Origin of the sequence: Marinobacter flavimaris (assembly GCF_045057155.1) — a bacterium.
Lineage (GTDB): Bacteria > Pseudomonadota > Gammaproteobacteria > Pseudomonadales > Oleiphilaceae > Marinobacter > Marinobacter manganoxydans.
This window is the reverse complement of sequence record NZ_CP171359.1, coordinates 438,318-462,032: the sequence shown is the minus strand read 5'-3', so window position 1 is coordinate 462,032 and position 23,715 is coordinate 438,318. Positions and strand designations below refer to the sequence as shown.

The following is a 23,715-nucleotide window of genomic DNA, read 5'->3' as shown; positions in this document are numbered from 1 at the left end:
TGCCGTCAGCGGGTCAGAACCAGCGCGGTACCCGCACGCGATAACGCTCGTAGTCCTCGCCAAATTTTTCCGCCAGCGCCTTCTCCTCCTCCCGGGCCTGGCGGGTGATCACCAGTACACCGGCCACCAGGCATACCAGGGAAAACACACTGGGCAAGGCCAGGAAAAAACCGAGTTGCCCAGCCATCACAGCCAGGAACAGGGGATTACGGGAGCGGCCAAATGGCCCGCCTGTGAGCAGTTTGCGCTTATCCTTCCGAGGATCGATACCAGAGCGCCAGTCCTCATGCATGTAGGCCTGCAGATAGTTCACCGAAGTAAATGAGCCAATCAGGAGGAGCATACCAACCAACAAAATCGGCCATACATAGAGCGGGCCGAACACGCCCAGCCAGGGGTCGATATCCGCAAAAATCCGCACCACGCAGACGCCGAGAATGAACGCCCGAAACACATTGAAGGTTTGCCGGTGCCACCAGGGCGCACTCCCTCGCTCACCATAGTTAATGTGCGAAAAGCGCATTCTCTGATACAGCCCGAGGCTTCGGCCAGCAAACTGCAGACCGATCATCAGAAAGAAAATGCCGAGAAAGTGGCGTACGAGGGGTTCAATAAATTCCATCAGGATCGCTTACAACGTTTTCAGGCGGACAGCTTATTATCTGAAGAGGTCTGTGAAAAGGCCCTGTGCTGGCTGCCGACCACTCACCCTACCTAAAATGACATGTCATCACGTTTTCAAATGCAGTAGAGTCGTGGAATCACTTTCAAGGAGAGTCTGGCCGTGAGCGCCCCGCAGTCCTGACACAGTTTCAGCAACGACGCGATAGGTTGCGATGACGCCACTGCCCTTGCCGAGAAGGTCCGCCGCCGGGAAATATCGATCACCGAACTCACGCAAGCCGCTATCGCTCGCGCACAGGCGGTCGAACCGCTAATTCATGGTCTGGCCGCGGCGAATTACGACCAGGTGATATGGACTGCTTCACAGCTTGATGCCACCGACCAGACCGGTTCCTTTCCCCTGTTCCGCGGTGTTCCAACACTGATCAAAGACAACACCAACGTGTCGGGCATGACCACACGGCACGGCTCCCTGGCCTTGCCCAGCGTTCCTGCATCCGATACCAGTCCATTTGCCCGCCAGTTGCTTGCCCAGGGTTTTCTGTGCCTGGGTAAAAGCACCCTGCCGGAATTCGGATTCAACGCCACAACCGAGCCCGCACACGCGCCGGCAACCTGTAACCCGTGGAACCTGGCCTATTCCTCCGGCGCCTCCTCAGGCGGTTCAGCGGCCCTGGTGGCGGCCGGCGTGGTACCCATTGCCCACGCGAATGACGGCGGAGGCTCCATACGGATTCCGGCCGCCTGCTGCGGCCTGGTCGGCCTTAAGCCCACACGAGGACGATTGATAGACAACGAAGCGGCGGCCTCCCTGCCGATCAACATTATCAGCGAGGGCGTAGTGACGCGCTCGGTACGGGATACCGCTAATTTTTTCGAGCAGGCCGAGACCTATTTCCGCAATCCCGGCCTGCCGCCCATTGGAAGAATGGAGGGCCCCTCCGGTCGTCCTTTGAGAATCGGACTGGTGCTGGATTCCATCAACGGTCACAAAACCGATGACATCACCCGACGGACTGTCGAAGAAACGGCGCTCAGGCTGGAAAAAATGGGCCACCGCATTGAGCCAGTGCCCGTTCCGGTGCACAGCACCTTCCCTGATGACTTTGCCCTGTACTGGGCACTGCTTGCCTTCGGCATCAGGGCCAACGGCAGGAAACTGCTTCACCCGGCCTTCGACAAACACAAAACAGACGGCCTGACCAACGGCCTCGACAGGATGTTCCGGCGACAGTTCTGGCGCCTGCCAACCGCACTCTGGCGGCTCAAGCGTTCCTGGCACGACTATGCACATGCCATGGCCGGATTTGATGCCGTGCTCACACCGGTACTTGGCCACACCACGCCCGCCCTTGGCCACCTGAGCCCCGATGTGCCTTTTGACACCCTGTTCGAACGGCTGCGCGAGTATGTGAGCTTCACCCCTCTGGCAAACGCCACGGGCGCACCGGCAATCTCATTGCCCATGGGCCACACGCCCGATCAACTGCCCGTGTCCGTTCAGTTTATGGGGCGGCACGGAGGCGAACGCACGTTGCTGGATATCGCCTTTACTCTGGAAGCCAACCATCCCTGGCCGCTGCTTTGCGATTTCAGCCGGAACCATCTTGGTAGTGGAGAGCAAAACACCAGGGACTCACTGACCAATCCCGTTTGAAGTTGGACACTTATAAAAACAGCTGCCATATTCTTTAAAGAACTTAGACATAACCTGTTCAAGTATCCAAACCGAGAGCCAAGGCCGTTCGTAATTCGAAGAAGGACAATTTATTGAGCCCGGCCATGCGTGACAGTGAAGTCCTCGTGACCCACCACAAGGCACTGATGGAGCTGAGCCACAATACCAGCTTTATCGAGATGCCCCGCCCCCGGAAGCTGGCAGCCCTCATGGAGCTGTGCACACGGCTGTTGGGCGTGAAACGGGCAAGTGTCTGGCTTTTCCCTCCAGAACGGGACCGGATCACCTGTGAGTGGCTTCACGACACAGAGCTGCCCGGCCGCAATAGCTGCATCGCGCAGAATGGCTCAGAGTTCAACCTGTTTCGCTCAGACCACCCCGACTACTTCCGCGCCATCACCGAAGAACGAGTCATTGCCGTGGAAGACGCCCGCAATGATATCCGTACCCGTTCCTTCGACCGCGATTATCTGTCCGTGCAAAACATTCATTCCATGTTAGACGCGCCGATTTTCGACGGCGAACAACTCAGCGGGGTTGTCTGCCTGGAGTCAAGTGTGCGCCGTGACTGGTCGGTCCCGGACATTTCGCTGTCAGCTGCCATTGCAGACACCATAAGCCTGATGAACACTCACGAGGCATGGCTGAGATCCAAGCGGGCGCTGGAATACGTCAGTCGCTACGACTCCCTCACCGGACTCGCCAACATTGATTCACTGCGTGACCGGCTGAACCACCTGGTGCGCAAGATCAAAGGCCGGGGTACCGGCAGTCTTGCACTGCTCTGGATTGACGTTGACCGCCTGAAAACCATCAACGATGGCCTTGGCCCTCAGGCGGGGGATCAGGTCATCGCCGATATCGGACAGCGCCTGAAAGAAATCCAGTTGGCGGGCAAGGACTTTCTGGCGCGCATTGGAGGGGATGAATTTGCCCTGGTTATTCGCAACTACACCCAGCCGAGCTTTCTGGACGAGGTGATCCGCGAGATCCACAGCCGTATTCGCCAGTCTATCCGGGTGTCCGATCAGGATCTGAATGTCAGTGCCAGTGTGGGCATCTGTCACTTCCCGGGCGATTGCCACGAGTCAGAAGAACTGCTCAGAGGTGCAGAGGCTGCGATGTACCACGCGAAGCGGCAGGGCGGGGACCGTTCGACCCTGTTCGATTCGGAAATCCAGATGACAGCCCGCTCCCGGTTTGCGCTCGAGAGCGAGCTGCGGGAAACACTCAGAACCAGCGGCCTCGATGTCTTCTACCAGCCAATCATGGACCGCACGGGAACACAGCTGGAAAGCGCCGAGGCCCTGGTTCGCTGGCAGCACCCGCAACGTGGCTGGCTGTCACCGATTGAATTTCTGGACGTGGCGCGCAGCGCCGGCCTGATGTATGAGCTGGGCGCCTGTGTGCTGAAAAACGTCTGCGCTCACTGGCGTGAGGCAAAAGACCGGAATACGCCATTACCAACGATATCCGTCAACCTGTCGGCAGAGCAGATATTGGTCCCAGAGTTGCCAGAGCTGGTAAAAGAGATCTGCGGTAACCAGGGCATGCCGGTCAGTGCCCTGCAGTTTGAGGTGACCGAAGACTCCATCCAGGGTGATTTCAGTGTCATCGGTCGGGTTCTGGAACAGCTGGTACACGCCGGCGCCGAGCTCGCTATCGACGACTTTGGCACCGGGTACTCATCGCTGTCCCGGCTCAAAAGCCTGCCCTTCTCCCGCATCAAGATCGACCGCTCGTTCATCAACAACCTTCCGGATGACGAAAACGATTGCGCTATCACCCTGTCGATCATTGGCCTGGCCAGGGGGCTTGGCCTTTCTGTCGTTGCAGAAGGTGTGGAGAGCGAAGCCCATGAAAGCTGGCTGTTCGAGAAAGGCTGCGACTACCTTCAGGGCTACCGTTACAGTAAACCGCTTCCCTACCCAGGGTTTATCAAGCGCTACTTTTCCGAGTGATCCCGTACGTCAAATCCCGGGAATAGCGATAGCACCTCCAGAAAACTCGCTTCCGGCGCGGCGCTAATGGTCAGTGGTTTACCCGAAACCGGGTGCTGGAATGCCATCCGGGTTGCGGCCAGCATCAACCGCCCCTGGCCGAATCGCTCTGCAAAATAGCGGTTGTGGCGGCCCCGACCGTGATTGGCATCGCCAATGATCGGGTGGTTGATGTGTTTCATATGCCTGCGCAACTGGTGCTTTCGGCCAGTTTTCGGGTTCAGTTCAACAACGGCGTAGCGACTGCTCGGGTATTTCTCGATCTCCACTGGTATCTCGGTCGTCGCCAGCGTGCGGTAATAAGTGAGAGCGTCCCGCACCGGCTGCTCTTCCCCTTTCAGCCGTCGATCCTCCGGTTCCTCTCGCAAGGGATGATCAATCTCCCCGTGTTCCGGCGGCCAGCCACGCACCATCGCCAGATAGGTTTTCGTCACCTCACCGGCCATCAGCGCCATACCCAGCGTGCGGGCAGTGTCGCTGTCCCTGGCAAACACCAGGACGCCGGAGGTAGGCCGGTCCAGTCGATGGACCGGGTAAACATGCTGGCCCTCATTTAGCGCCCGGGCATATTGCAGGGCAAACTCGGTTTCGTGTTTGTCGATAGGGCTCCGGTGAACCAACAGCCCGGCCGGTTTGTGGACAGCCAGAAGGTGTTCGTCCCGGTAAAGAACGGTTAGTGGGTTGCTCATAAGATAGATGTCATAAAAGCTTCATATTCAAGTCGGCCAATTGCATTCAAGAGCCCGCTTCCCTAGCCGATACCAAAGTAGATAACCTAATCAACTAACGCTACGTATACACTAGCGACACACCCTTACCATCGATCGCTCCCAGGAATAGCTGATGAACTGGTACTCGAAAAGCATTCTCAACCGGGTTCTTCTCGTCGTTTTGACGGCAAATCTAGTCGTCGCCGCAGTGGCGGTGATTTACCTGAACTTCTCCCTGAAAGTCAAAGATGACTTCAACAGTCTTGTAAGTACCAGGATGGTGAACGCCCTTGAAGCCCAGGATGTGCTTTCTGATTTCAAGACCCAGGTCCAGGAGTGGAAAAACGTCCTGATCCGCGGAGCCGACCCGGAACAACTGGACAAATACTGGGGCCGATTTCAGCAGCGCGAAGCATCAATACAGAGCCAGCTTGATGACCTGATTCCCCGAATTCAGGAGCCACAGGCAAAGTCACTGATGTCCGACTTCAAACAGGCACACCAGACGATGGGGCGTGCCTATCGTGAGGGATTCGAGGCGTTCACACGCTCAGGCTTTGATCCGAACGCAGGCGATGCCGCGGTACAGGGGATCGACCGTGAACCTGCCAGACTGATTGTAGATGCTGCAACCGCAGTCCGTGAAGATAGCCTTGTCCGGGCCCGAACCCTGAACACCGTTGTCACCGAGCGTAGCTGGCTGGTGGCGGGTCTTCTGATTGCCGCCATCATTCTGGGTACCATCGCGCTGATAATGATCCTTTTGTCAGGTGTGGTCCGGCCCGCACAGAAGCTCACCTCGCAGATCTCCCGACTGGGCGACGGTGATCTTTCGGATCCTGTAACCATGCAGCGGGCTGACGAATTGGGGCAATTGGCCGACGCTGCCCGAAGCCTGCACCGCTTCCTCAGCGATACCGGAAGCCAACTGAGCGAGAACGCCAGGCAACTGAACGATACCGGCGAGTTGATCCGCCAGAACGCCGACAGTGTCGTCAGCCAGTCTGACCTGGCCCACCAGCGCATTGAGCAGATTGCGACAGCCATGAACGAAATGTCTGCCACCGCGGAGGATGTGGCCAGTCACGCTGCCTCGGTAGCCACCGAAGTGAGCCAGACATCCGACGAGACGGCTACAGCGGATTCGCAGATCAACAAGGCGGTAGACAGCATGCGGCGTCTGACCGACCAGATCCGGAACTCGGCCGAAACCGTTAACCAACTCGCCAATGATGGCAAGAAGGTCGGCGACGTTATGCAGGTTATCCGGGAAATTGCAGACCAGACCAACCTGCTGGCACTGAACGCCGCCATCGAGGCGGCCCGGGCCGGCGACGCAGGTCGCGGATTCGCGGTGGTTGCCGATGAAGTCCGGAACCTGGCTGCCAAGACCCAGGAAGCCACCGTGGAAATCGACCAGATCATCGGCGCCATCAGTGGGGCTTCGCGGGACGCCACCGAGTTCATGCAGGCCTCAGGCGTTGTAGCTCAGGAAAGCAGCGAGGCCGTTGAAGCCGTACGCGCCACCCTGGCCGAAATCAACCGGCGCATGGGCAGCATCAACGACGCAACAACCCAGGTTGCTACAGCGGCCGAAGAACAGACCAGTGTCTGTGAAGACATCAACCGCAATGTCACGGATGTGGCCGAAACCTCCGAAGCCATGCACCAGGCTGCTGAAAACAACCTGCGCACGGTACCTGAACTGGAAGCCATGGCTGCCCGGGCCCAGGAACTGGCGGGCCGGATCAAGCATTAAGTAGTTCGGAAGCGGCTGGTCAGACTCCCGAAAGCCCGACCGGCCCGGTTACCCAGCACCAGCAATGCAGGTGTGAGCAACAGCGTCAGCACCGTAGCAAACGCCAACCCCCCCGCGATGGCACTGGACAGCTGGGTCCACCACTGGGTTGATGGCGCACCAAGGCCCAGGGAGGGCGTCAGCAGGTCCACATTGACGCCGAGGACCATGGGCATCAACCCCAGCACAGTGGTGATGGCCGTCAGCAGCACCGGCCTCAGGCGAAGGCAACCGGTTTCCAGGGCGGCCTCGTAGGCCTCAACCCCGTCCTTGCGCATCTGGTTGTAGGTATCGATCAGAATGATGTTGTTGTTTACCACGATGCCTGCCAGGGCAATCGTACCCATTCCCACCATCACAATGCCGAACGACTGACCGTTTACCAGAAGCCCGAGCAGCACCCCGGCGGTGGAGAGCACAATCGCCGAGAGAATCAGGAAGGTCTGGTACAACGAATTGAACTGGGTCACCAGTATCAACAGCATGAGGCCGATGGCTACCAGGAAGGCCGTCGCAAGGAAGTTTGATGCCTGCTGCTGATCCTCGTTCTCGCCGGCAAACTTCACCGAAATTCCCTCTGGCGGTTCCGGCATCTCGGCCTGCAGGGCCCGCAGCAGCTCATCCACGCGGCGCCCCTGTGCCAGATCGGATTTGATGGTTACCGTGCGCTGGCCATCCACCCGGACAATACTGTTGGTTTTGTCGCCGGGGCGAAGATCGACGAATTCAGAGAGCGGCACCTGGCCCCGGGAGGTATGAATGGTCTGGCGCTGCAGATGATCCAGTTCCCGCCAGTTATTCGGAACTCGCACCACGATGTCCACTTCATCCCGCACGTCTTCAGGGCGATAGGTGGCCAGTTTCAACCCGTTGGTCACCAAGCGCACGGCACTGCCGATACCCAGCACATCGGTACCGAAGCGAGCGGCGGCTTCCCGGTCAACCTGCAGCCGCCACTCAATCCCCGGAAGGCTGCGGTCGTCTTCGATGTCCACGAAACCACCGAGCTCACGCATGCGGTCTTTGATTTCGTCCACGTAGCCATTGAGACTGTTTGCTTCGCGGCTGCTCACCTGTAGCTCTATCGGTTTGCCTTCGGCAGGCCCACCTTCCTGTTTGCGGAATTCCAGCTCAACGCCCGCTATATCAGAGGTCATGTCGCGGAAGTCCTCGAGAATCGCGCTGGCCGGTCGCCGGGTGAACCAGTCGGTAAACTGGAATTGCAGAACGCCTATGACATCTGGCGCCAGTTGCGAGCTGGTCTGTACCATTGAGCGGGCGTACAGGGCCTTCACCTCGGGCATGCCACGCAACCGCTGCTCCACTTCACGCACAATGGCATCCCGCTCCCACACTGAAAGATCACCCCTCGCCCTCACCTGAACCTGGGCGGAATCCGGCTCCACACTGGGGAAGAACTCAACCCCATGGTTGAAGCGGGCGTACGCGGCGTAGATCACGGCGATCACGCAGAGCACACCAATCAACGTCAGCCCCGGTGAACGAAGTAGCAGCCCCAGTACCCGTCGATAACCCTCCATCAGGCGCCCCGAAGAATGCCCCTGCCGCGCCCGGCGCCCCCCACTGGTGCTGCCCAGCACGGGCAGGAACACCAGCGCCATGGCCAGGGAAGCAATCAGACAGATAATCACCGTCAGCGGCAGGAACTTCATGAACTCCCCGACAACGCCGGGCCAGAACAACAACGGCACAAACACCGCCAGCGTGGTTGCGGTCGACGCAATAATGGGCCAGGCCATGCGACTGGCCGCCTCGGCCCAGGCGTGCTTTACCGTCTGCCCCTCCGACAGGTTCCGGTCCGCCAGCTCCGACACAACAATGGCGCCATCCACCAGCATGCCGGCCACCAGGATCAGACTGAACAGCACCACGATGTTGAGCGTGAGCCCCATGCTCCAGATCACCAGGATGCCGGTGAGGAAGGCACCAGGAATCGTCAGCCCCACCATAACCGCCGAACGCGGCCCCATGGCGGCAATCACCACAATCAGAACCAGCACGATGGCGGTGAGCACGTTATTCAGCAGGTCACTGAGAATATCCCGGACTTCCTCGGACTGGTCCATGATGTAGCGGATTTCCAGAGAGTCCGGCAGCTCCGGTCTGGCCTGATCAATCAACTCACGAACCTGGGCAATGGTCTCGATAATGTTGGCACCCGAGCGCTTGGAGACTTCCAGCACCAGCGCCGGCTCCCCATTGATACGAGCGAAACCGGTGGGGTCCTTGAAGGTACGCTGGAGCATGGCCACATCGCCGAAGGTGACCACTGTGTCACCGTCCACCTTGATCGGCATGGACATCACATCCTCGATGGTTTCGATCACCCCGGGCACTTTCAGGGCCATGCGGCCATTGCCGGTATCCAGCGAGCCGGCCGCCACCAGCTGATTGTTGCGGGTTACCAGCGAAGCCAGCTGATCAAAATCAACGCCATAGCTCTCCAGCACCTGGGGATCGACCACGATTTCCAGCAGATCCTCCCGATCGCCACCAATCTCCACTTCCAGAACTTCCGGGATAGACTCGATGGCATCCTGGAACCGCCGGGCGATGGTTATCAGCTCCCGCTCCGACAAGGGGCCAGACAGACCCACGGACAGCACCGGGAACAGGGACACGTTGATCTCGTTTACCCTGGGTTCATCCGCTTCCTGGGGCAGCTTGGTACGTGCTGTATCCACTTTCTCCCGCACGTCCTGAAGCGCCTTGTCCGGATCAAACCCGGCATCGAACTCCAGCATCACCGAGGCATGACCTTCCGAGGCGGTACCACGCATTTCCTTGATGCCTTCAAGCGAACGCAGCTCCTGCTCCATGGGCCGCACCAGCAGACGCTCGGCGTCCTCCGGGCTGATGCCATCCAGGGTCATGGAGACATAGATCATGGGGATGGTGACGTCGGGGTTGGCTTCCTTCGGGATGGTCTGAAACGCGGCAATACCCCCGAGCAGGAGGAACAGAAGCGTCAGCAAGGTGGTCCGGCTGCGATCAATGGCTGCGAAGATCAGTGCGCGCATGCGGTCTAGCCCCTGTCTTCAGCGGCGTCGACCGGCACAACCTGTTCCCCGGTGCTGACGAAACCACCGCCGCGGGTAATCAGGCGGATCTCATCCGGCAAGCCGGTCACCCAGGCACCCTCGGTGGATACACTCAACAACTTCACTTCACCGAACTCGACACGGTTCTCACCGTTCACGTATTTCACACCGGGGCGACCGTCATCACCGAGGGACAAATAAGCGGGTGAGATAAACATCGCCTTTACCTCCGGCAATGCCACCCGCAGGCTGGCGCTGCCACCGGCCACCCGTTTGCGATCCGGATTCTCCACCGCGATCTCCACGGCAAAACTCCGGGTTTCGGGCGAGGCAGCGCTGGCCACAAAGGTCACCACGCCAGAAAGACGGCTGCCATCCAGCAAATCCACGCGAACAGACTGACCGGGCGCCACATTGCCCACCGATTGCTGGGGGATCTGCGCGGTAGCCTTCAGGCGATCCACCCTCACCAATTGAAACAGGGGGGAACCCACCTGCACCAGATCGCCGATATCCACCGATTTGCTGTTGATAATGCCGTCAAAAGGCGCCTCGGGAGTGAGGTGGCTGATGGCCTGTCGGGCACCGGTCAGCTCCGCTTCAGCGGCAGCAAGTTCGCTTTCCAGGCTCAAAATCTGGGATTCCGAGGCAAGGTTATTGGCGCGGAGCCGGCGGGCCGCCACCAGGTCCGCTTCCAGTTTCCGAACCTCGGACTGCCAGCGCAACACCGCGGCACTCCGCCCTTCATCAGCTATCGTAAGCAGCTTCTGACCCTGCTGGACCTGCTCACCCAGACTCACAGCCAGAGACTCCACGCGGCCGGGCACCTGGGCACTCAGCATCACCGAACTCCAGGGCTCCAACTGGCCCTGCAGCATCAGGCCCGGCTCATGCAGCCGTGCCGTCAGGGTTTCCACCTGCACAGTTGTAGGCTGGCCATCGCCGCTGTCCTGACGTTCCGGAGCCTCATCACTGGCCACCTTTACCTCACCGGTCGCCATCCAGACCACCAGCGCGATCACGATCAGAAGTGACAGCCCAAGAGAACCCCATTTTGCTTTCGTCATTGAATGCTCACTGTTCCTGAATCGGAGGTTGGCAGAAAAACCGGCAATTAACGGTTGCATCTGTATAAAAACGTGGGGTAGATTCTACACAGAATCTTTTTACGAATTCAGAGCAGACTGTCGATTTTATGAATCTCAACGCAGTGATTGTCCTTGTGAAGCTTGTCCTGGTGGTCGTGGTACCGTCCGGGGGCTTCTGCGTGGACAAGCGGGTGAGATAGCGACAAACCTGACAAAACACCAGAAACCCCCGGCACCGAAAGGTCCCGGGGGTTTCTTTTTTTACGGCAAAAGAAAAGGGAAAAACGACCATGAACGGCGCACAGCACATTCTTGAAGCGTTCCACCGCCACAACATCAGCACGGTTTTCGGGTATCCGGGTGGCTGCATCATGCCGCTATACGACGCGCTGGTGGACGATGTGGGCGTGGAGCACGTGCTGTGCCGCCATGAACAGGGCTGCGCCCTGGCGGCAGACGGCTACGCCCGGGCCAGTGGCAAGCTGGGCGTCTGCATTGCCACGTCGGGCCCCGGCGCCACCAACCTGATCACCGGCGTTGCCAACGCGCACCGGGATTCCATTCCCATGCTGGTGATCACCGGCCAGGTTCCCTCGGGCCTGATCGGCACCGACGCCTTCCAGGAAACCGACGTACTGGGCATGACCCTGGGCATCGTTAAACACAGTTACCTGATTGACGATGCAGACAGCCTGCCGACCATCATGGAAGAGGCGATCGAACTGGCTCAGAGCGGTCGCCCCGGGCCGGTCTGGATTGATATTCCCAAGGACCTGTTGCTGAGCGAAGCGGCCTATGCGCCCTTCCCCCAGCCTGAAGCCCGTGAAACAGCTTCAACCGACCTGACGGACGCCCTGGCAATGCTGCGCGCAGCCCGCAAGCCCCTGCTCTACAGTGGCGGTGGCATCAGCCTGGCCCACGCCGAGGACAGCTTCCGGGCCTTTGCCGAATCCTCCGCCCTGCCCGCGGTTGTAACTCTGAAAGGCATCGGCAACCCCGGGAAACACAATCCCTACAACCTCGGCATGCTGGGCATGCACGGCTCCCGGGCTGCCAACAAGGCCGTCGACGAGTGCGACCTGCTGCTGGTCATCGGCGCCCGCCTAGATGATCGCGCCACCGGCAAACTGGATGGCTTTGCGCCCAACGCCAGGATGATTCACATCGATGCCGACGCAGCCGAAATCAACAAACTGCGCGACGCCGACCTGGCCATCCGCGGCGACCTGAACGAGATACTGAAATCACTGGCGGACGCATTGCAGGCCGAGCCACTGGCCATCAATGAATGGCAGAAACAGTGCCGCACCTGGCACACCACCGGCGGCTTCCATGCGGCCGACAACGATGACCCGATGGCCCCGATCACCGGCCCGGCCTTCATCCGCCAGCTCTCCCGGATTGCCCCGGACGACACCGTCATCGCCTGTGACGTTGGCCAGCACCAGATGTGGGTGGCCCAGCATTACGACTTCTATCACCCGCGCCATCACCTGACCAGCGGCGGCCTCGGAACCATGGGCTTCGGCCTGCCAGCTGCCATCGGCGCCCAGTTTGCGGATCGCAACAGCACCGTCATCAACGTAACCGGTGATGGCTCGTTCATGATGAACGCCCAGGAACTGGCCACCATCCGCCGCTACAACCTGCCGGTAAAGCTGATCGTCATGGACAACCAGTGCCTGGGCATGGTCCGCCAGCAGCAGGAACTGTTCTACAACAACCGCGAAAGCCAGATAAACCTGGACGACAACCCCGACTTCGTCGCCATGGCCCGGGCCTTCGACATTCCGGCCCTGCACATCGAACGCACCGACCAGATCCGCCGCGGCATCGAAACCATCCTGGCCTACAACGGCCCGATGCTGCTGCACGTTGCCATCAGCCGTGAAGAAAACGTATGGCCCATCGTCAAACCCGGCGCAAGCAACACAGACATGATCGACGAAACCGCCCGCACCGCAAAAGCCAGCAAGGAGCAAGTTGCATGAACCCGCAAAGCCAGCCATCAACGCCCAGCTACACCATCAACTGCCGCATGACCCACGAAGCCGCCGCCCTGGAGCGGCTCTGCCAGGTGGTCCGCATCCGCGGGTTCCGGATTGCCACCATGGCGGTTGAAACCGCTGGCGAGCATCTGGATATCGCACTGACTTTGGAGGGTACAAGGCCGATTGCCATGTTGCAGTCGCAACTGGAGAAGCTGCACACGGTTGCCGAGGTTGCCCTCGCGGCTGGATCTGTGGCCCGGTCTCGTTCGGCCTGAGACTTTGGGGGGTATCGTCCTTTCCTAGCCTGAGGTTTGGCGGGCGTGGTCTTTCTGTAGCCTGAGATTTGGCGGGCAGGTACGGGGGTGGGGGTATCTTTTCTTCGGGGAAAACAACTCGCTGCGCTCAGACATCTTTTCCCTGTCAGAAAAAATACCCCCACCCCCTACCGACGGGCAGCAGCGATAATTCTAAAGGGAATATTTCGTAGGATTAGCGAAGCGTAATCCGACAAAACCCGTTGGATTACGCCTGCGGCTAATCCAACCTACAAAAGCACAAAAATCCTTAAACCGGTGAACCCGTGTTGCACGTCGGCGCGGGGTGGCAGGTGGATTTTTCGCCGGAAAAAGGTGTCTGAGCGAAGCGAGTTCTTTTTCCAAGAAAAACTCCACCTGCCACCCCGCAGGCCCGCCCCTCAACCAACAGGCTACAAAGGCGGGCTCTTCCGATTTACCAGGCTTTGTAAGGCAGGAACTTCCCGTTCATAGTCACGACCACACGGTCGCCCTTCGGATTCTCTTCCTTCTCGATGTCCATGGTGAAATCGATGGCACTCATGATGCCGTCGCCGAACTTCTCATGGATGAGCTCTTTTATAGTGTCGCCGTAGACACCCACCACTTCGTACAAACGGTAAATCAGCGGATCCTGCGGAACGGCGCCGTCCCAGGCTTTTTTGGGGCAGACCTGCAGGGCTTCGGCTATCGGCTTGTCCAGGTCGAGGACTTCGCACAGGGCAAAGGCCTTGTCTTCGGTGAGGCTGTTCATACCCAGGGCCGCTGAGGTGGTGAACACCGGGGATAGGCCGATGGTTTCGGCGATGGCTTCCCAGGTCATTCCCTTGGACACTTTGGCTTCCAGGATTTTGGCGGTCATCAGTTCTTTGTTCATCATGGCTGTTTCCTCTCTTGGGTTTTAACGTCAGGCATTCACCGCACGGGCGGCAGTCTCAGATTCGGATTCGGTTTCAGAGTCGGCAGACGCTGGCGTGGACTGGGCAACGCCTTTGGCGGGTTCGACGATTTTCGGGGTGCCGTCTTTTTCCGGCAGAGCCGAGCCGCTTCGGTTGACCAGGAAGTCCACCAGGTAGTCCCGGGTTTTGTGGTAGGCCGGGTTCTGGAAGATGGTGGCCCGGGCCCGCGGGTGCGGAATGTCCACTTTCACGCTCTCAGCGATGCGGGCGTTGGGGCCGTTCGACATCAGGAAGATGCGGTCAGACAGTAGAATGGCTTCGTCCACATCGTGGGTGATCATGAACACGGTCTGGCGGGTTTCTTCCCAGATTTTCACCAGCTCGTCCTGAATCACACCCCGGGTGAGCGCATCCAGCGCGCCGAAAGGCTCGTCCAGCAGCAGGAGTTCCGGCTGGGTGGCGAAGGCCCGGGCGATACTCACCCGCTGACGCATACCGCCGGACAGCTGGGACGGCTTGCGGTTCAGGGCGTGGTCCAGGCCCACCATCTTCAGGTAGCGTTCGCTGTGCTCTTTCACCTTTTCCTTGGACCACTCCGGCCAGCGGGCGCGCACGGCGAAGACGATGTTGTTCAGGGTGGTTTTCCAGGGCAGCAGGCTGTAGTTCTGGAACACAACCCCGCGCTCAAGGCCTGGGCCTTTGATTTCCTTGCCGTTCATCACCACGTTGCCGGCGCTGGCTTCGTCCAGGCCTGCCAACACGTTCAGGATGGTGGATTTGCCGCAACCGGAGTGGCCGATGATGCAAACAAACTCACCTTTCTCCAGGGCAAAGCGGATATCCTCGAAGACGGTCAGCTCACCGCCCTGGCCGTCCGGATAGACTTTGGACAGGCCATCTACTTCCAGGAATGATTTACTCATAACAGGTCTCCATTCGGAGGGTTGAGGCCGGCACCGGAAACCGGTGCCGGACCGCTCATTCTTTGTATTCCACCAGTTTCTGGGCCTTGCCCAGGGCCAGGTCGAGCAGCATGCCCACCACCCCGATCATCAGGATGGAGAAGATCACACTGGCCAGATCCAGGTTGTTCCATTCGTTCCACACGTAGTAGCCAATGCCGGTGCCGCCCACGAGCATTTCCGCGGCCACGATGACCAGCCAGGCAATGCCAATCGAGATCCGCATGCCGGTCAGAATGGTGGGTGCTGCGGCCGGCAGGATCACCGTAATGGCGGTGCGCAGTGGGCCGAGTTCGTGGGTGCGGGCCACGTTGACCCAGTCCTGCCTCACGTTCGCCACACCAAAGGCGGTGTTCAGAAGCATTGGCCAGATCGAGCAGATGAAGATCACAAAGATCGCTGAGGCATCGGAGTCCTGGATGATGAACAGGGCCAGGGGCATCCAGGCCAGCGGCGAAATTGGCCGCAGCACCTGGATGTAAGGGTTCAGGGCCTTGTACATCAGCGGCGACATGCCGATCAGGAACCCGACGGGCAGCGCAATGGCCATGGCCGCCAGGTAGCCGGTCAATACCCGGTACACCGAATAGGCCAGCTGGATGCCGATGCCCTTGTCGTTGGCGCCGGCGTCATAGAACGGATCGGACAACTCCGCCCAGGCCAGCTTGATCACCGCCGAGGGTGGCGGCACCCGGGATTCCTGCTCCACACCACCCATCAGCATTTCGTATTCGGTCAGTCCTGTCTGGGCCTCCGGGGGCTGGGTTGCCATTTCCCAGAGCCCCAGGGCCAGAATCAGGAACGACACCGACAGCAGTGCTGCCCGGACGTTCAGGGAAGCCATGGTTACACCCTCCCGATGTCGAAGCTGCGTGCGTATTCTTCGGCACGATCAGAATCGAACGTCTTGCCCATGATGGTGTGGGTCTTGTAGGTCTTGTCCGGAGCGGTGTAACCCAGTTCTTCCATGATCTTGCCGGTCTCGCTCGCCAGGTAGACCTGCTCGGCAATGCCTTTGTAGTCCACATCACCCTCGATATAACCCCAGCGCTTCATCTGGGTGAGGATCCACACGCCCATGGAGTGCCACGGGAACGGGTCGAAGTCGATGCGGTCCGGCACGTCTTTTACCTCGCCAAGGCCATCGGCGTAGTAGCCGGTCAGCACCTGCTGAATCACCGGAACCGGCTGGTTCAGATAGTTCTTTGGCGCGATGGCTTCGGAGATTTCCTTACGGTTATCCGGATTGTTGGAGTACTGCGTCGCGTCGATGATGGCGCGCAACAGGGCGCCGTAGGTGTTCGGGTTCTGGGTCGCGAACTGCTTGCTGCAGGCAAAGGCGCAGCACGGGTGGCCTTCCCAGATGTCCTTGGTCAGCATGTGGATGAAGCCCACCTTCTCCCAAACAGCACGCTGGTTGAACGGATCCGGTGACAAGTAGCCATCCAGGTTACCGGCGCGGAGGTTGGCAACCATCTCGGGTGGCGGGACCACACGGATCTGCACATCTTTGTCCGGGTCGATACCGTTCTCGGCCAGGTAGTAACGCAGCAGGAAGTTGTGCATGGAGTACTCGAACGGCACGCCAAACTTGAAGCCTTTCCACTGTTTCGGGTCGCGCTTGTCCTTGTGGTCGACGTGCAGCACGATGGCCTGGCCATTGATGTTCTCAACGGCCGGCATGATGAACGGCTCCGGTGTGGAGCCCGCGCCCATGGTCATCGCCAGGGGCATGGGAGTAAGCATATGTGAGGCGTCGTATTCGCCAGCCAGGGACTTGTCCCGGGCCACCGCCCAACCTGCGGTCTTGGTGACGGTCACATCGAGGCCGTACCGCTCATAAAAGCCCATCGGGTGGGCCATGATGATAGGCGTGGCGCAGGTGATCGGTACAAAACCAACGTTCAGCTTGGTCTTCTCGAGCTTGCCCAGGGATTCCTTCACCGCGGCCTTGGCCTTTTCCATCGGGAACACGCTGCCCAGAACGGCCGCCGCGGTGCCCGCGCCCATCATTTTCATGAAGGCGCGCCGGCTGTGTTCGTTGTGACCAAACACCGAGCGCACCACCGCGCCTTCGATGGCGCGATCCATCATCGCTTCTGAATCCAAATGCTCGTCAGCAACTGCCTGCTGGCCGGCAGAGGGCTTGAGATCGAGGGAAATCGACGGGGTGCTGTCGCCGGGTTTGCACTCGGGGCAGCCGCAGGTCTTGGCATGAATCAGGGACTTGTCACCGTCAAACGGGTTTCCAAGGCTTTTCGTGGTCATGGCGCACTCTCCTGGGTTTGGGACCTAAGTTTTGGGTTATTTCTGCACTCTCACGGTGCAACAAAGGTGCGGCTCGGGCCCGAGGCTGGAAATGGTCGGGTCGGCTCCGCGTTCTGAGAGAGGTATCGCAGGGTTTGTGCCAAGTCCGGTTATTTTTTTAACCCATTGTTTTTAAGGCATCAGGAATGAGGAGCCTGAAAACAGGAGAGCTACGACATTTCGTATTTCACGATTTTTCGTAGCCCGGACTGCGATTTTTCGTAGTTGGCACAGGGTTTGTTTCTTCCTTCGGGAACTGACTCAGGAAATCGCCATGAACACCGAAGCCATCATTCGCCCTGAAATCACCGGCAACTGGATTGACCATCTGCCAGAGGCTGCGCTGTTGGTAGATGCAGGCAGGGACCTGATTCTGTCCGCCAACAGTGCCATGGGCCGAATGATCGGCTCCGACCGGCAATCCCTCGTCGGAACGCCATGCACCCACCTGTTCACCGACCAGCGGCCGCAACTGATTGCATTCACTGAGGAAACCCTGTTTCGCAGCCACGGCTGGAGCCGGGATTTCTTCCTCCAGCACCGGGACGGCCACACCGTGGAACTGGAAATCTCCTCATCCAGGGTCGGCGAGGCGGAAACCCAGAATGTGCTGCTGTTGTTGAGGGACCGACGCCAGCTGCGAACCCTTCGGGAGCGCCACGATGCCAACCACTACCACCGGGGCGGCCTGCTTGAATGGCGTCGGGTGGAAGAACTGTTCAAGGACATGGAGCGGGAAAACCAGCTGATCCTGCATGCCGTCGGGGAAGGCATTTACGGGGTGGATGCCGAGGGGCGAGGCACCTTCGCAAACCCCGCAGCCGAGCGCATGCTGGGGTGGCGAATTGACGAACTCATGGGGCGGGTTCTGCACCGCGTGGTGCACCACTCCCATGCCGATGGCAGCCTGTATCCCCTGAAGGACTGCCCGATATACGCCGCCTTCCGCGATGCCAGTGTGAAGCGGGTTGGCGAGGACTGGTTCTGGCGCAAGGACGGCAGCGGTTTCCCGGTGGAATACACCAGCACACCGATCCTGGACAACGGGCATCCGGTGGGTGCAGTGGTGGTTTTCCGGGATATCTCCGCGCGTCAGGAAGCCCAGCAAGAACTGCAGAAAGCGCTGGAGGAAGTGGAAACCCTCAAGCACCGGCTGGAAATGGAGAACGCCTATCTGCAGGAAGAACTCAGCGCCGAGTACCACTTCCACGAAATCTTCGGCCAGAGCGAGGCCATCAAAGCCATCGTGCGCCGGATCGGTATGGTGGCGCCCACCGATGCCAACGTGCTGATCACCGGCGAATCAGGCACAGGCAAGGAGCTGATTGCCCGTGCCATCCACCAGTCCAGTAGCCGACGGGACCGGCCCCTGATTCGGGTGAACTGTGCGGCCATTCCCAAGGATCTGTTCGAGAGCGAGTTCTTCGGCCACATCAAGGGTGCCTTCACCGGCGCCGTCAGTGATCGCGTGGGCCGGTTCGAACTGGCCGACGGCGGCACCCTGTTCCTGGACGAAGTGGGCGAAATCCCCCTTGAACTCCAGGGCAAACTGCTCCGGGTGCTGCAGGATCAGCAATTCGAGCGGGTTGGCGAAAACCGAACCCGGGCTGTGGATGTGCGGGTGATCGCGGCCACCAACCGTGACCTGAAGGCGGAAGTTCAGGAAAAAACCTTCCGGGAAGACCTCTACTTCCGCCTGAATGTTTTCCCCATCGAATCCGTACCCTTGCGCCGGCGGCTGGAGGACATCCCCATCCTCGCCCAGGAATTCCTGAACCGCGCGTGCCAGAAGTTCAACCGGCCTCTGTTGGCCCTGAAAGAACGTGACGTTGAAACCCTGAAAGCCTACCACTGGCCCGGCAATGTGCGGGAGTTGGAGAATGTGATCGAGCGCCAGGTAATCACCGCCGACGGCCGGCTGGATCTGGACCTGCCAGGCCCAGAGTCCGCAGCCCGGTCCAACACGGCAGAAGCGCCGCCTGCGAGACATTACAGCGGCGAATTGATGACGGAGCAGGAGTTGCGGGAACTGGAGAAACAGAATTTGGCCCGGGCCCTCACCATGAGCAGTGGCCGGGTCTTCGGCGATGACGGCGCGGCGGCCATGCTGGGCATCAAACCGACCACCCTGACCTCGCGCCTGAAGAAGCTGAAGATCGACGCCAGGGAGTTCCAGGTCAGGCCGGAGTAATGCCCACCTGGTTCAGGGCATAGGTCACCACAATCCAGATCAGCATCACCAGCGGCAGGTAGCGACCAACCAGGTACATACGCCACTCCCACCAGCGGCTCTGGGTGCCCAGCACCGTTCGTATCTTCTCGGGCGGAATAAACCAGCAGAACATGGCGGCCCCCAACACCCCGGAGAAGATGATCACATTACCGCCGGCCACCCGGTCGATCACATCCAGCACCGGCTCCCCGGCAATGTTCCACTCCAGCGGGGTGAAACTCAGTGCCGATGCCGTGCCCAGCACCAGCATCACCAGGGTAACAAGACTGACGGCCTTGCCATTGCTCAGCCGGAACTCCTCCGCTACCGCCGCTATCATCACCTTCAGACCGGCCAGGCTGGAACTGAACGCGGCCATGAAGAACAGGCTGAAAAACAGGGTACCCACCCAGTAGCCGCCCACCATGTCCTCGAACACCCGGGGCATGGTCACAAACGCCAGTTGACTGCCCTCCGCGGGCTCCATGCCAAGACTGAACACAAACGGAAAGATCATCCAGCCCGCCAGCAGCGCCACACTGGTCTCGGTACCTGCAACAATCAGACAGGCCCGGGGCACGTGGGTCTGCCGGGGGATAAAACTGCCATAGGTCACCAGGTAGCCCTGGCCAATCGCCAGCGTGTAGAACGCCTGCCCGAACGCAAACGCCCACAGCTTGCCGTCCGCCAACCGGCTCCAGTCCACCTGGAAAAAGAAATCCTTGGTCTGCTCCCAACCGGGTGTGCGGCTGGCGAAAATCACCAGACCGATCATCACAATGATCAAAACCGGCATCAGGATCTTCGACATCAGCTCGATGGCCGTCACATCCTTGGCCAGGATGATTGCCCCCAGCACGGTCACCGCGAAGAAATACCAGAGCGAGTTATACCCGGCGGTAAAGTCACCAAACACTCGGAGATTGTCTGTTGCGGCATCCACCGCATAACCCAGGGTCCAGCCGGTAATCACCAGGTAATAGCTGGTAATGGCCATGGTGATGAGCACCACAAACCACCCGTAAACAACCCCGAAGCGGTTCACCTGCCGGTAGGTCTGAACCGTACTGCCCTTGGAAAGACGTCCCGCTGACACTTCCAGAATCATGATGGGCAAAACCACGACAATCAGCGCCAGCAGATAGGCCACCACAAAAGCGCCACCACCGTTCTCCCCCACCATGTACGGAAACCGCCACAGGTTCCCAAGCCCCACAGCCGCTGCGGCCATGGAGGCCACAAACGCAGGCTCGGAGCTCCACTGTTTGCGGGATTCCTCAATAAACTCGTGGCTCTTTCGCACGGGGGTTCTTTCTCCAATGCCGGGGACGTTCAATGCATTTGAGGCTAGCATATCATGGCTTGGGCCGCATGACTGATATCAAAGTCACTAACTTCGCGATATCTCAGGGGGTATCTCGGCGCGGGGTGGCCGGTGAATTTTTCGCCGGAAAAAGGTGTCTGAGCGAAGCGAGTTCTTTTTCCAAGAAAAATTCACCGGACACCCCGCAAGCCCGCCCTAAAATGGGCAGGCTACAACGAGGACAATTCCACCAAATCAGATCAACTCGATAGCAACGGCAGTCCCCTCGCCACCACCAATACACAGCGAAGCCACACCGCGCTTCAGGCCACGCTGCTTCAGGGCATTGATCAGGGTAACGATAATCCGCGAACCGGAAGAACCGATCGGATGCCCCAGGGCACAGGCGCCACCGTGGACGTTCACCTTGTCAGCCGGGAGTTTCAGTTCGTTGATGGCCGCCAGGGTGACAACGGCGAAGGCTTCGTTGATCTCGAAGAGATCCACGTCGTCCACGCTCCAGCCGGCTTTCTTCAGCACCTTCTCGATGGAACCAATGGGCGCAAGGGTGAACTCGGCCGGCAGTCGGGCATGAGTGGCGTGGGCCACGATGCGGGCCTGGGGTGTCAGGCCACGGGCGTCGGCTTCGGCGGCGGAGGCCAGAACAAGGGCGGAGGCGCCGTCGCTGATGGAGCTGGAGTTGGCCGCGGTCACGGAACCGTCTTTGGCGAAGGCCGGCTTCAGGTGCGGGATTTTCTCCGGCTTTGCGTTGCCCGGCTGCTCGTCGGTGTCGACTTCGGTGTCACCGCCACGGCCAGGTACGGTTACCGGAACAATTTCGTCGCGGAACCAACCGTTTTCGATGGCCGCCAGGGATTTCTGCAGGGAACCGATGGCAAATTCGTCCATGGCCTGGCGGCTGATGTCGTATTTGTCAGCTGTACGCTGGGCGAAAACGCCCATCAGGCCGCCTTCGTAGGCGTCTTCCAGGCCGTCCAGGAACATGCTGTCCATCACCTGGCCATGGCCCATGCGCATGCCGGCGCGGGCCTTGGGCAGCAGGTACGGCGCCTGGCTCATGTTTTCCATGCCGCCAGCGATCATGATGTTATTGGTGCCTGCCTTGATCTGGTCGTGGGCCATGATCACGGCCTGCATGCCGGAGCCGCACATCTTGTTGATGGTGGTGCAGCCGGAGCTGTCGGGAATGCCGGAAGCACGGGAGGCCTGGCGCGCCGGGGCCTGGCCGAGGCCTGCGGGCAGTACGCAACCCATGATCACTTCCTGCACATCCGCCGGCTGGAGGCCGGAGCGTTCAATGGCGGTCTTGATGGAGATAGCGCCCAGATCCGGCGAGCGCACGGAGCTGAGGGAGCCCATCATGCCGCCCATCGGGGTTCTTGCTGAACCTGCGATTACCACATCATTGCTATTCATTTGGTTGTCCTCCTGATTCTGTGGAAGGCCCGACCAGGGGGCAGCCTCTCCGGGACACGCTGTAAATACTTCCCTGTACGCTTGACTGCAGCATCCATGCTGCAGACAGTCCCGGAGAGGCTGCCCCCTGCTCGGACCCCGAGCATTCGACTTGCCTTCTGAGGCCTTAAAGGCCCTTCTTTCAGGCTTTGCCCAGTACCGACCGGGCAATAATTTCTTTCATGACTTCCGAGGTACCGCCATAAATGCGCTGCACCCGCGCGTCGATAAAGGCCCGGGAAATCGGGTATTCGGTGGTGTAACCGTAACCGCCAAACAGCTGCAGGCAGCCATCGGCCACGCGGCACTGCATCTCGGTGGCGCTGTACTTGGCCATGGAGGAAGTTGGGGCATCCAGCTCGCCCAGATCGTACTGATCAATACACTGGTCCACGAATGCCTTGTTCACCCGGTAGTCGGTTTCCATGCGGGCGATTTCAAACCGGGTGTTTTGCAGTTGGGCCAGCTTCTGGCCGAACAGTTCCCGCTCCCGGGCATAGGCGATGGTCAGGTCGAGGGAGCCACGGGCGGCGGCAACACCAAGGGCACCAATCACCAGCCGCTCCCGGGGCAGCTCCTTCATCAGGTACACAAAACCCTGTCCTTCTTCGCCGAGAAGCGCGGAAGCCGGGATGCGCATGTCGGAGAAAAACAGTTCGGAGGTATCCCCGGAATGCTGGCCTATCTTGTCCAGGTTGCGACCTTTGCTGTAGCCGGGCAGCGAGGTGTCCACCAGGAACAGGCTGATGCCGCGGGCGCCGGCCTTCGGGTCGGTTTTCGCGGCGACGATGACCATGTCGGCGTGCTGACCGTTGGTGATGAAGGTCTTGGAACCGTTCAGGATGTACTCATCGCCATCCTTGACCGCACTGGTGCGGATCGCCTGCAGGTCACTGCCAGCACCGGGTTCAGTCATGGCGATGGCGCCAACGGCTTCGCCGGAAACCAGCTTGGGAAGCCACTGCTGCCGCTGCTCTTCATTGCCCATGTGGCTCAGATAGGGAGCGACAATGTCCGAATGGACCATCACGTTGGTGGATAGCGCGCCGAATCCCATGCGGGCAAGTTCTTCACCCACCACCACGGAGAACTGGAAAGGCGCACCAATCCCGCCCCACTCTTCAGGCACATCCACGCACAGCATTCCGGCGTTGCCCAGGGTGTTCCAGAGCTCGCGGGGCACCAGCCCGGACTTCTCCCAGGCTTCGTAGTGCGGCGTCACTTCTTTTTCCAGGACCTTGATAACGGAATCCCGGAACATCCCCAGTTCTTCTTTATCAACAGACACGGTCATGTATGTCTCCTGCAATTG

The 23,715-nt window shown here is 59.6% G+C and carries 17 protein-coding genes; 6 read left to right on the top strand and 11 right to left on the bottom strand.

Annotated elements, in window-relative coordinates; all coding sequences use genetic code 11:
* Positions 1-13: 13 nt before the first annotated feature.
* A complete protein-coding gene (locus ACGK9W_RS02355) occupies positions 14-622 on the bottom strand; it encodes an isoprenylcysteine carboxylmethyltransferase family protein (RefSeq protein WP_273017255.1) in 609 nt (202 codons plus the stop codon).
* A 204-nt stretch (positions 623-826) separates the two neighbouring features.
* On the opposite strand from ACGK9W_RS02355, the gene ACGK9W_RS02350 reads away from it, so the two are divergent.
* Together ACGK9W_RS02350 and ACGK9W_RS02345 are read left to right on the top strand one after the other, a co-directional pair.
* Positions 827-2,281, top strand: a complete 1,455-nt coding sequence (locus ACGK9W_RS02350) for an amidase (protein ID WP_405421147.1) — start codon at positions 827-829, stop codon at positions 2,279-2,281.
* Positions 2,282-2,406: 125 nt separating this feature from the next.
* Positions 2,407-4,263 (top strand): bifunctional diguanylate cyclase/phosphodiesterase, encoded by a 1,857-nt coding sequence (locus tag ACGK9W_RS02345; RefSeq protein WP_008170574.1) that lies wholly within the window; start codon positions 2,407-2,409, stop codon positions 4,261-4,263.
* On the opposite strand, the gene ACGK9W_RS02340 is transcribed toward ACGK9W_RS02345, so the two are convergent.
* Positions 4,248-4,991 (bottom strand): pseudouridine synthase, encoded by a 744-nt coding sequence (locus tag ACGK9W_RS02340; protein WP_008170576.1) that lies wholly within the window; start codon positions 4,989-4,991, stop codon positions 4,248-4,250. The genes ACGK9W_RS02345 and ACGK9W_RS02340 overlap by 16 nt on opposite strands.
* A 154-nt stretch (positions 4,992-5,145) precedes the next feature.
* On the opposite strand from ACGK9W_RS02340, the gene ACGK9W_RS02335 reads away from it, so the two are divergent.
* Positions 5,146-6,771 (top strand): methyl-accepting chemotaxis protein, encoded by a 1,626-nt coding sequence (locus tag ACGK9W_RS02335; RefSeq protein ID WP_008170578.1) that lies wholly within the window; start codon positions 5,146-5,148, stop codon positions 6,769-6,771.
* Here ACGK9W_RS02335 and ACGK9W_RS02330 read toward each other — a convergent pair.
* Positions 6,768-9,851, bottom strand: a complete 3,084-nt coding sequence (locus ACGK9W_RS02330; RefSeq protein WP_053114759.1) for an efflux RND transporter permease subunit — start codon at positions 9,849-9,851, stop codon at positions 6,768-6,770. The two genes, ACGK9W_RS02335 and ACGK9W_RS02330, sit on opposite strands and share 4 nt — an antisense overlap.
* Positions 9,852-9,856: 5 nt before the next feature.
* The gene (locus ACGK9W_RS02325) at positions 9,857-10,939 is read right to left on the bottom strand and encodes an efflux RND transporter periplasmic adaptor subunit (protein WP_405418953.1); all 1,083 of its coding nucleotides are present in this window, start codon (positions 10,937-10,939) and stop codon (positions 9,857-9,859) included.
* 311 nt (positions 10,940-11,250) lie between these two features.
* Between ACGK9W_RS02325 and ilvG the strand changes: the two genes are divergently transcribed.
* Together ilvG and ACGK9W_RS02315 are read left to right on the top strand one after the other, a co-directional pair.
* Entirely contained in the window at positions 11,251-12,951 is a 1,701-nt protein-coding gene (gene ilvG / locus ACGK9W_RS02320; protein WP_104270268.1) for an acetolactate synthase 2 catalytic subunit, read from the top strand.
* The gene (locus ACGK9W_RS02315; protein ID WP_008170585.1) at positions 12,948-13,226 is read left to right on the top strand and encodes an ACT domain-containing protein; all 279 of its coding nucleotides are present in this window, start codon (positions 12,948-12,950) and stop codon (positions 13,224-13,226) included. Before ilvG ends, ACGK9W_RS02315 begins: the two co-directional genes overlap by 4 nt.
* Positions 13,227-13,680: 454 nt before the next feature.
* Here ACGK9W_RS02315 and cynS read toward each other — a convergent pair whose 3' ends face one another.
* The 4 genes from cynS to ACGK9W_RS02295 are packed head-to-tail and all read right to left on the bottom strand — an operon-like array spanning position 13,681 to position 17,373.
* Positions 13,681-14,124: a cyanase gene (gene cynS, locus ACGK9W_RS02310; protein ID WP_008170587.1), complete on the bottom strand. Its 444-nt coding sequence runs from the start codon at positions 14,122-14,124 to the stop codon at positions 13,681-13,683.
* A gap of 27 nt (positions 14,125-14,151) precedes the next feature.
* Entirely contained in the window at positions 14,152-15,066 is a 915-nt protein-coding gene (locus tag ACGK9W_RS02305) for an ABC transporter ATP-binding protein (RefSeq protein ID WP_008170588.1), read from the bottom strand.
* A 55-nt stretch (positions 15,067-15,121) separates the two neighbouring features.
* Positions 15,122-15,949: a nitrate ABC transporter permease gene (ntrB, locus tag ACGK9W_RS02300; RefSeq protein ID WP_008170590.1), complete on the bottom strand. Its 828-nt coding sequence runs from the start codon at positions 15,947-15,949 to the stop codon at positions 15,122-15,124.
* 2 nt (positions 15,950-15,951) lie between these two features.
* Entirely contained in the window at positions 15,952-17,373 is a 1,422-nt protein-coding gene (locus tag ACGK9W_RS02295; protein ID WP_008170591.1) for an ABC transporter substrate-binding protein, read from the bottom strand.
* Positions 17,374-17,686: 313 nt separating this feature from the next.
* Between ACGK9W_RS02295 and ACGK9W_RS02290 the strand changes: the two genes are divergently transcribed.
* Positions 17,687-19,603, top strand: coding sequence for a sigma 54-interacting transcriptional regulator (locus ACGK9W_RS02290; protein WP_053114754.1), 1,917 nt, complete (start codon positions 17,687-17,689; stop codon positions 19,601-19,603).
* On the opposite strand, the gene ACGK9W_RS02285 is transcribed toward ACGK9W_RS02290, so the two are convergent.
* The 3 genes from ACGK9W_RS02285 to ACGK9W_RS02275 form a co-directional block, all read right to left on the bottom strand.
* Positions 19,590-20,927: a sodium-dependent transporter gene (locus ACGK9W_RS02285; protein ID WP_273070800.1), complete on the bottom strand. Its 1,338-nt coding sequence runs from the start codon at positions 20,925-20,927 to the stop codon at positions 19,590-19,592. The two genes, ACGK9W_RS02290 and ACGK9W_RS02285, sit on opposite strands and share 14 nt — an antisense overlap.
* A gap of 255 nt (positions 20,928-21,182) precedes the next feature.
* Entirely contained in the window at positions 21,183-22,364 is a 1,182-nt protein-coding gene (locus ACGK9W_RS02280) for an acetyl-CoA C-acyltransferase (protein WP_273070802.1), read from the bottom strand.
* 181 nt (positions 22,365-22,545) lie between these two features.
* A complete protein-coding gene (locus ACGK9W_RS02275; RefSeq protein ID WP_405418948.1) occupies positions 22,546-23,697 on the bottom strand; it encodes an acyl-CoA dehydrogenase family protein in 1,152 nt (383 codons plus the stop codon).
* Positions 23,698-23,715 lie beyond the last annotated feature (18 nt).

What these genes read in the sequence shown, in the direction of transcription:
- ACGK9W_RS02355 (WP_273017255.1), bottom strand. Translation starts at nt 622, where the DNA reads ATGGAATTTATTGAACCCCTCGTACGCCACTTTCTCGGCATTTTCTTT.
- ACGK9W_RS02345 (WP_008170574.1), top strand. Translation starts at nt 2,407, where the DNA reads ATGCGTGACAGTGAAGTCCTCGTGACCCACCACAAGGCACTGATGGAG.
- ACGK9W_RS02340 (WP_008170576.1), bottom strand. Translation starts at nt 4,991, where the DNA reads ATGAGCAACCCACTAACCGTTCTTTACCGGGACGAACACCTTCTGGCT.
- ACGK9W_RS02335 (WP_008170578.1), top strand. Translation starts at nt 5,146, where the DNA reads ATGAACTGGTACTCGAAAAGCATTCTCAACCGGGTTCTTCTCGTCGTT.
- ACGK9W_RS02330 (WP_053114759.1), bottom strand. Translation starts at nt 9,851, where the DNA reads ATGCGCGCACTGATCTTCGCAGCCATTGATCGCAGCCGGACCACCTTG.
- ACGK9W_RS02325 (WP_405418953.1), bottom strand. Translation starts at nt 10,939, where the DNA reads ATGACGAAAGCAAAATGGGGTTCTCTTGGGCTGTCACTTCTGATCGTG.
- ilvG (WP_104270268.1), top strand. Translation starts at nt 11,251, where the DNA reads ATGAACGGCGCACAGCACATTCTTGAAGCGTTCCACCGCCACAACATC.
- ACGK9W_RS02315 (WP_008170585.1), top strand. Translation starts at nt 12,948, where the DNA reads ATGAACCCGCAAAGCCAGCCATCAACGCCCAGCTACACCATCAACTGC.
- cynS (WP_008170587.1), bottom strand. Translation starts at nt 14,124, where the DNA reads ATGATGAACAAAGAACTGATGACCGCCAAAATCCTGGAAGCCAAAGTG.
- ACGK9W_RS02305 (WP_008170588.1), bottom strand. Translation starts at nt 15,066, where the DNA reads ATGAGTAAATCATTCCTGGAAGTAGATGGCCTGTCCAAAGTCTATCCG.
- ntrB (WP_008170590.1), bottom strand. Translation starts at nt 15,949, where the DNA reads ATGGCTTCCCTGAACGTCCGGGCAGCACTGCTGTCGGTGTCGTTCCTG.
- ACGK9W_RS02295 (WP_008170591.1), bottom strand. Translation starts at nt 17,373, where the DNA reads ATGACCACGAAAAGCCTTGGAAACCCGTTTGACGGTGACAAGTCCCTG.
- ACGK9W_RS02290 (WP_053114754.1), top strand. Translation starts at nt 17,687, where the DNA reads ATGAACACCGAAGCCATCATTCGCCCTGAAATCACCGGCAACTGGATT.
- ACGK9W_RS02280 (WP_273070802.1), bottom strand. Translation starts at nt 22,364, where the DNA reads ATGAATAGCAATGATGTGGTAATCGCAGGTTCAGCAAGAACCCCGATG.
- ACGK9W_RS02275 (WP_405418948.1), bottom strand. Translation starts at nt 23,697, where the DNA reads ATGACCGTGTCTGTTGATAAAGAAGAACTGGGGATGTTCCGGGATTCC.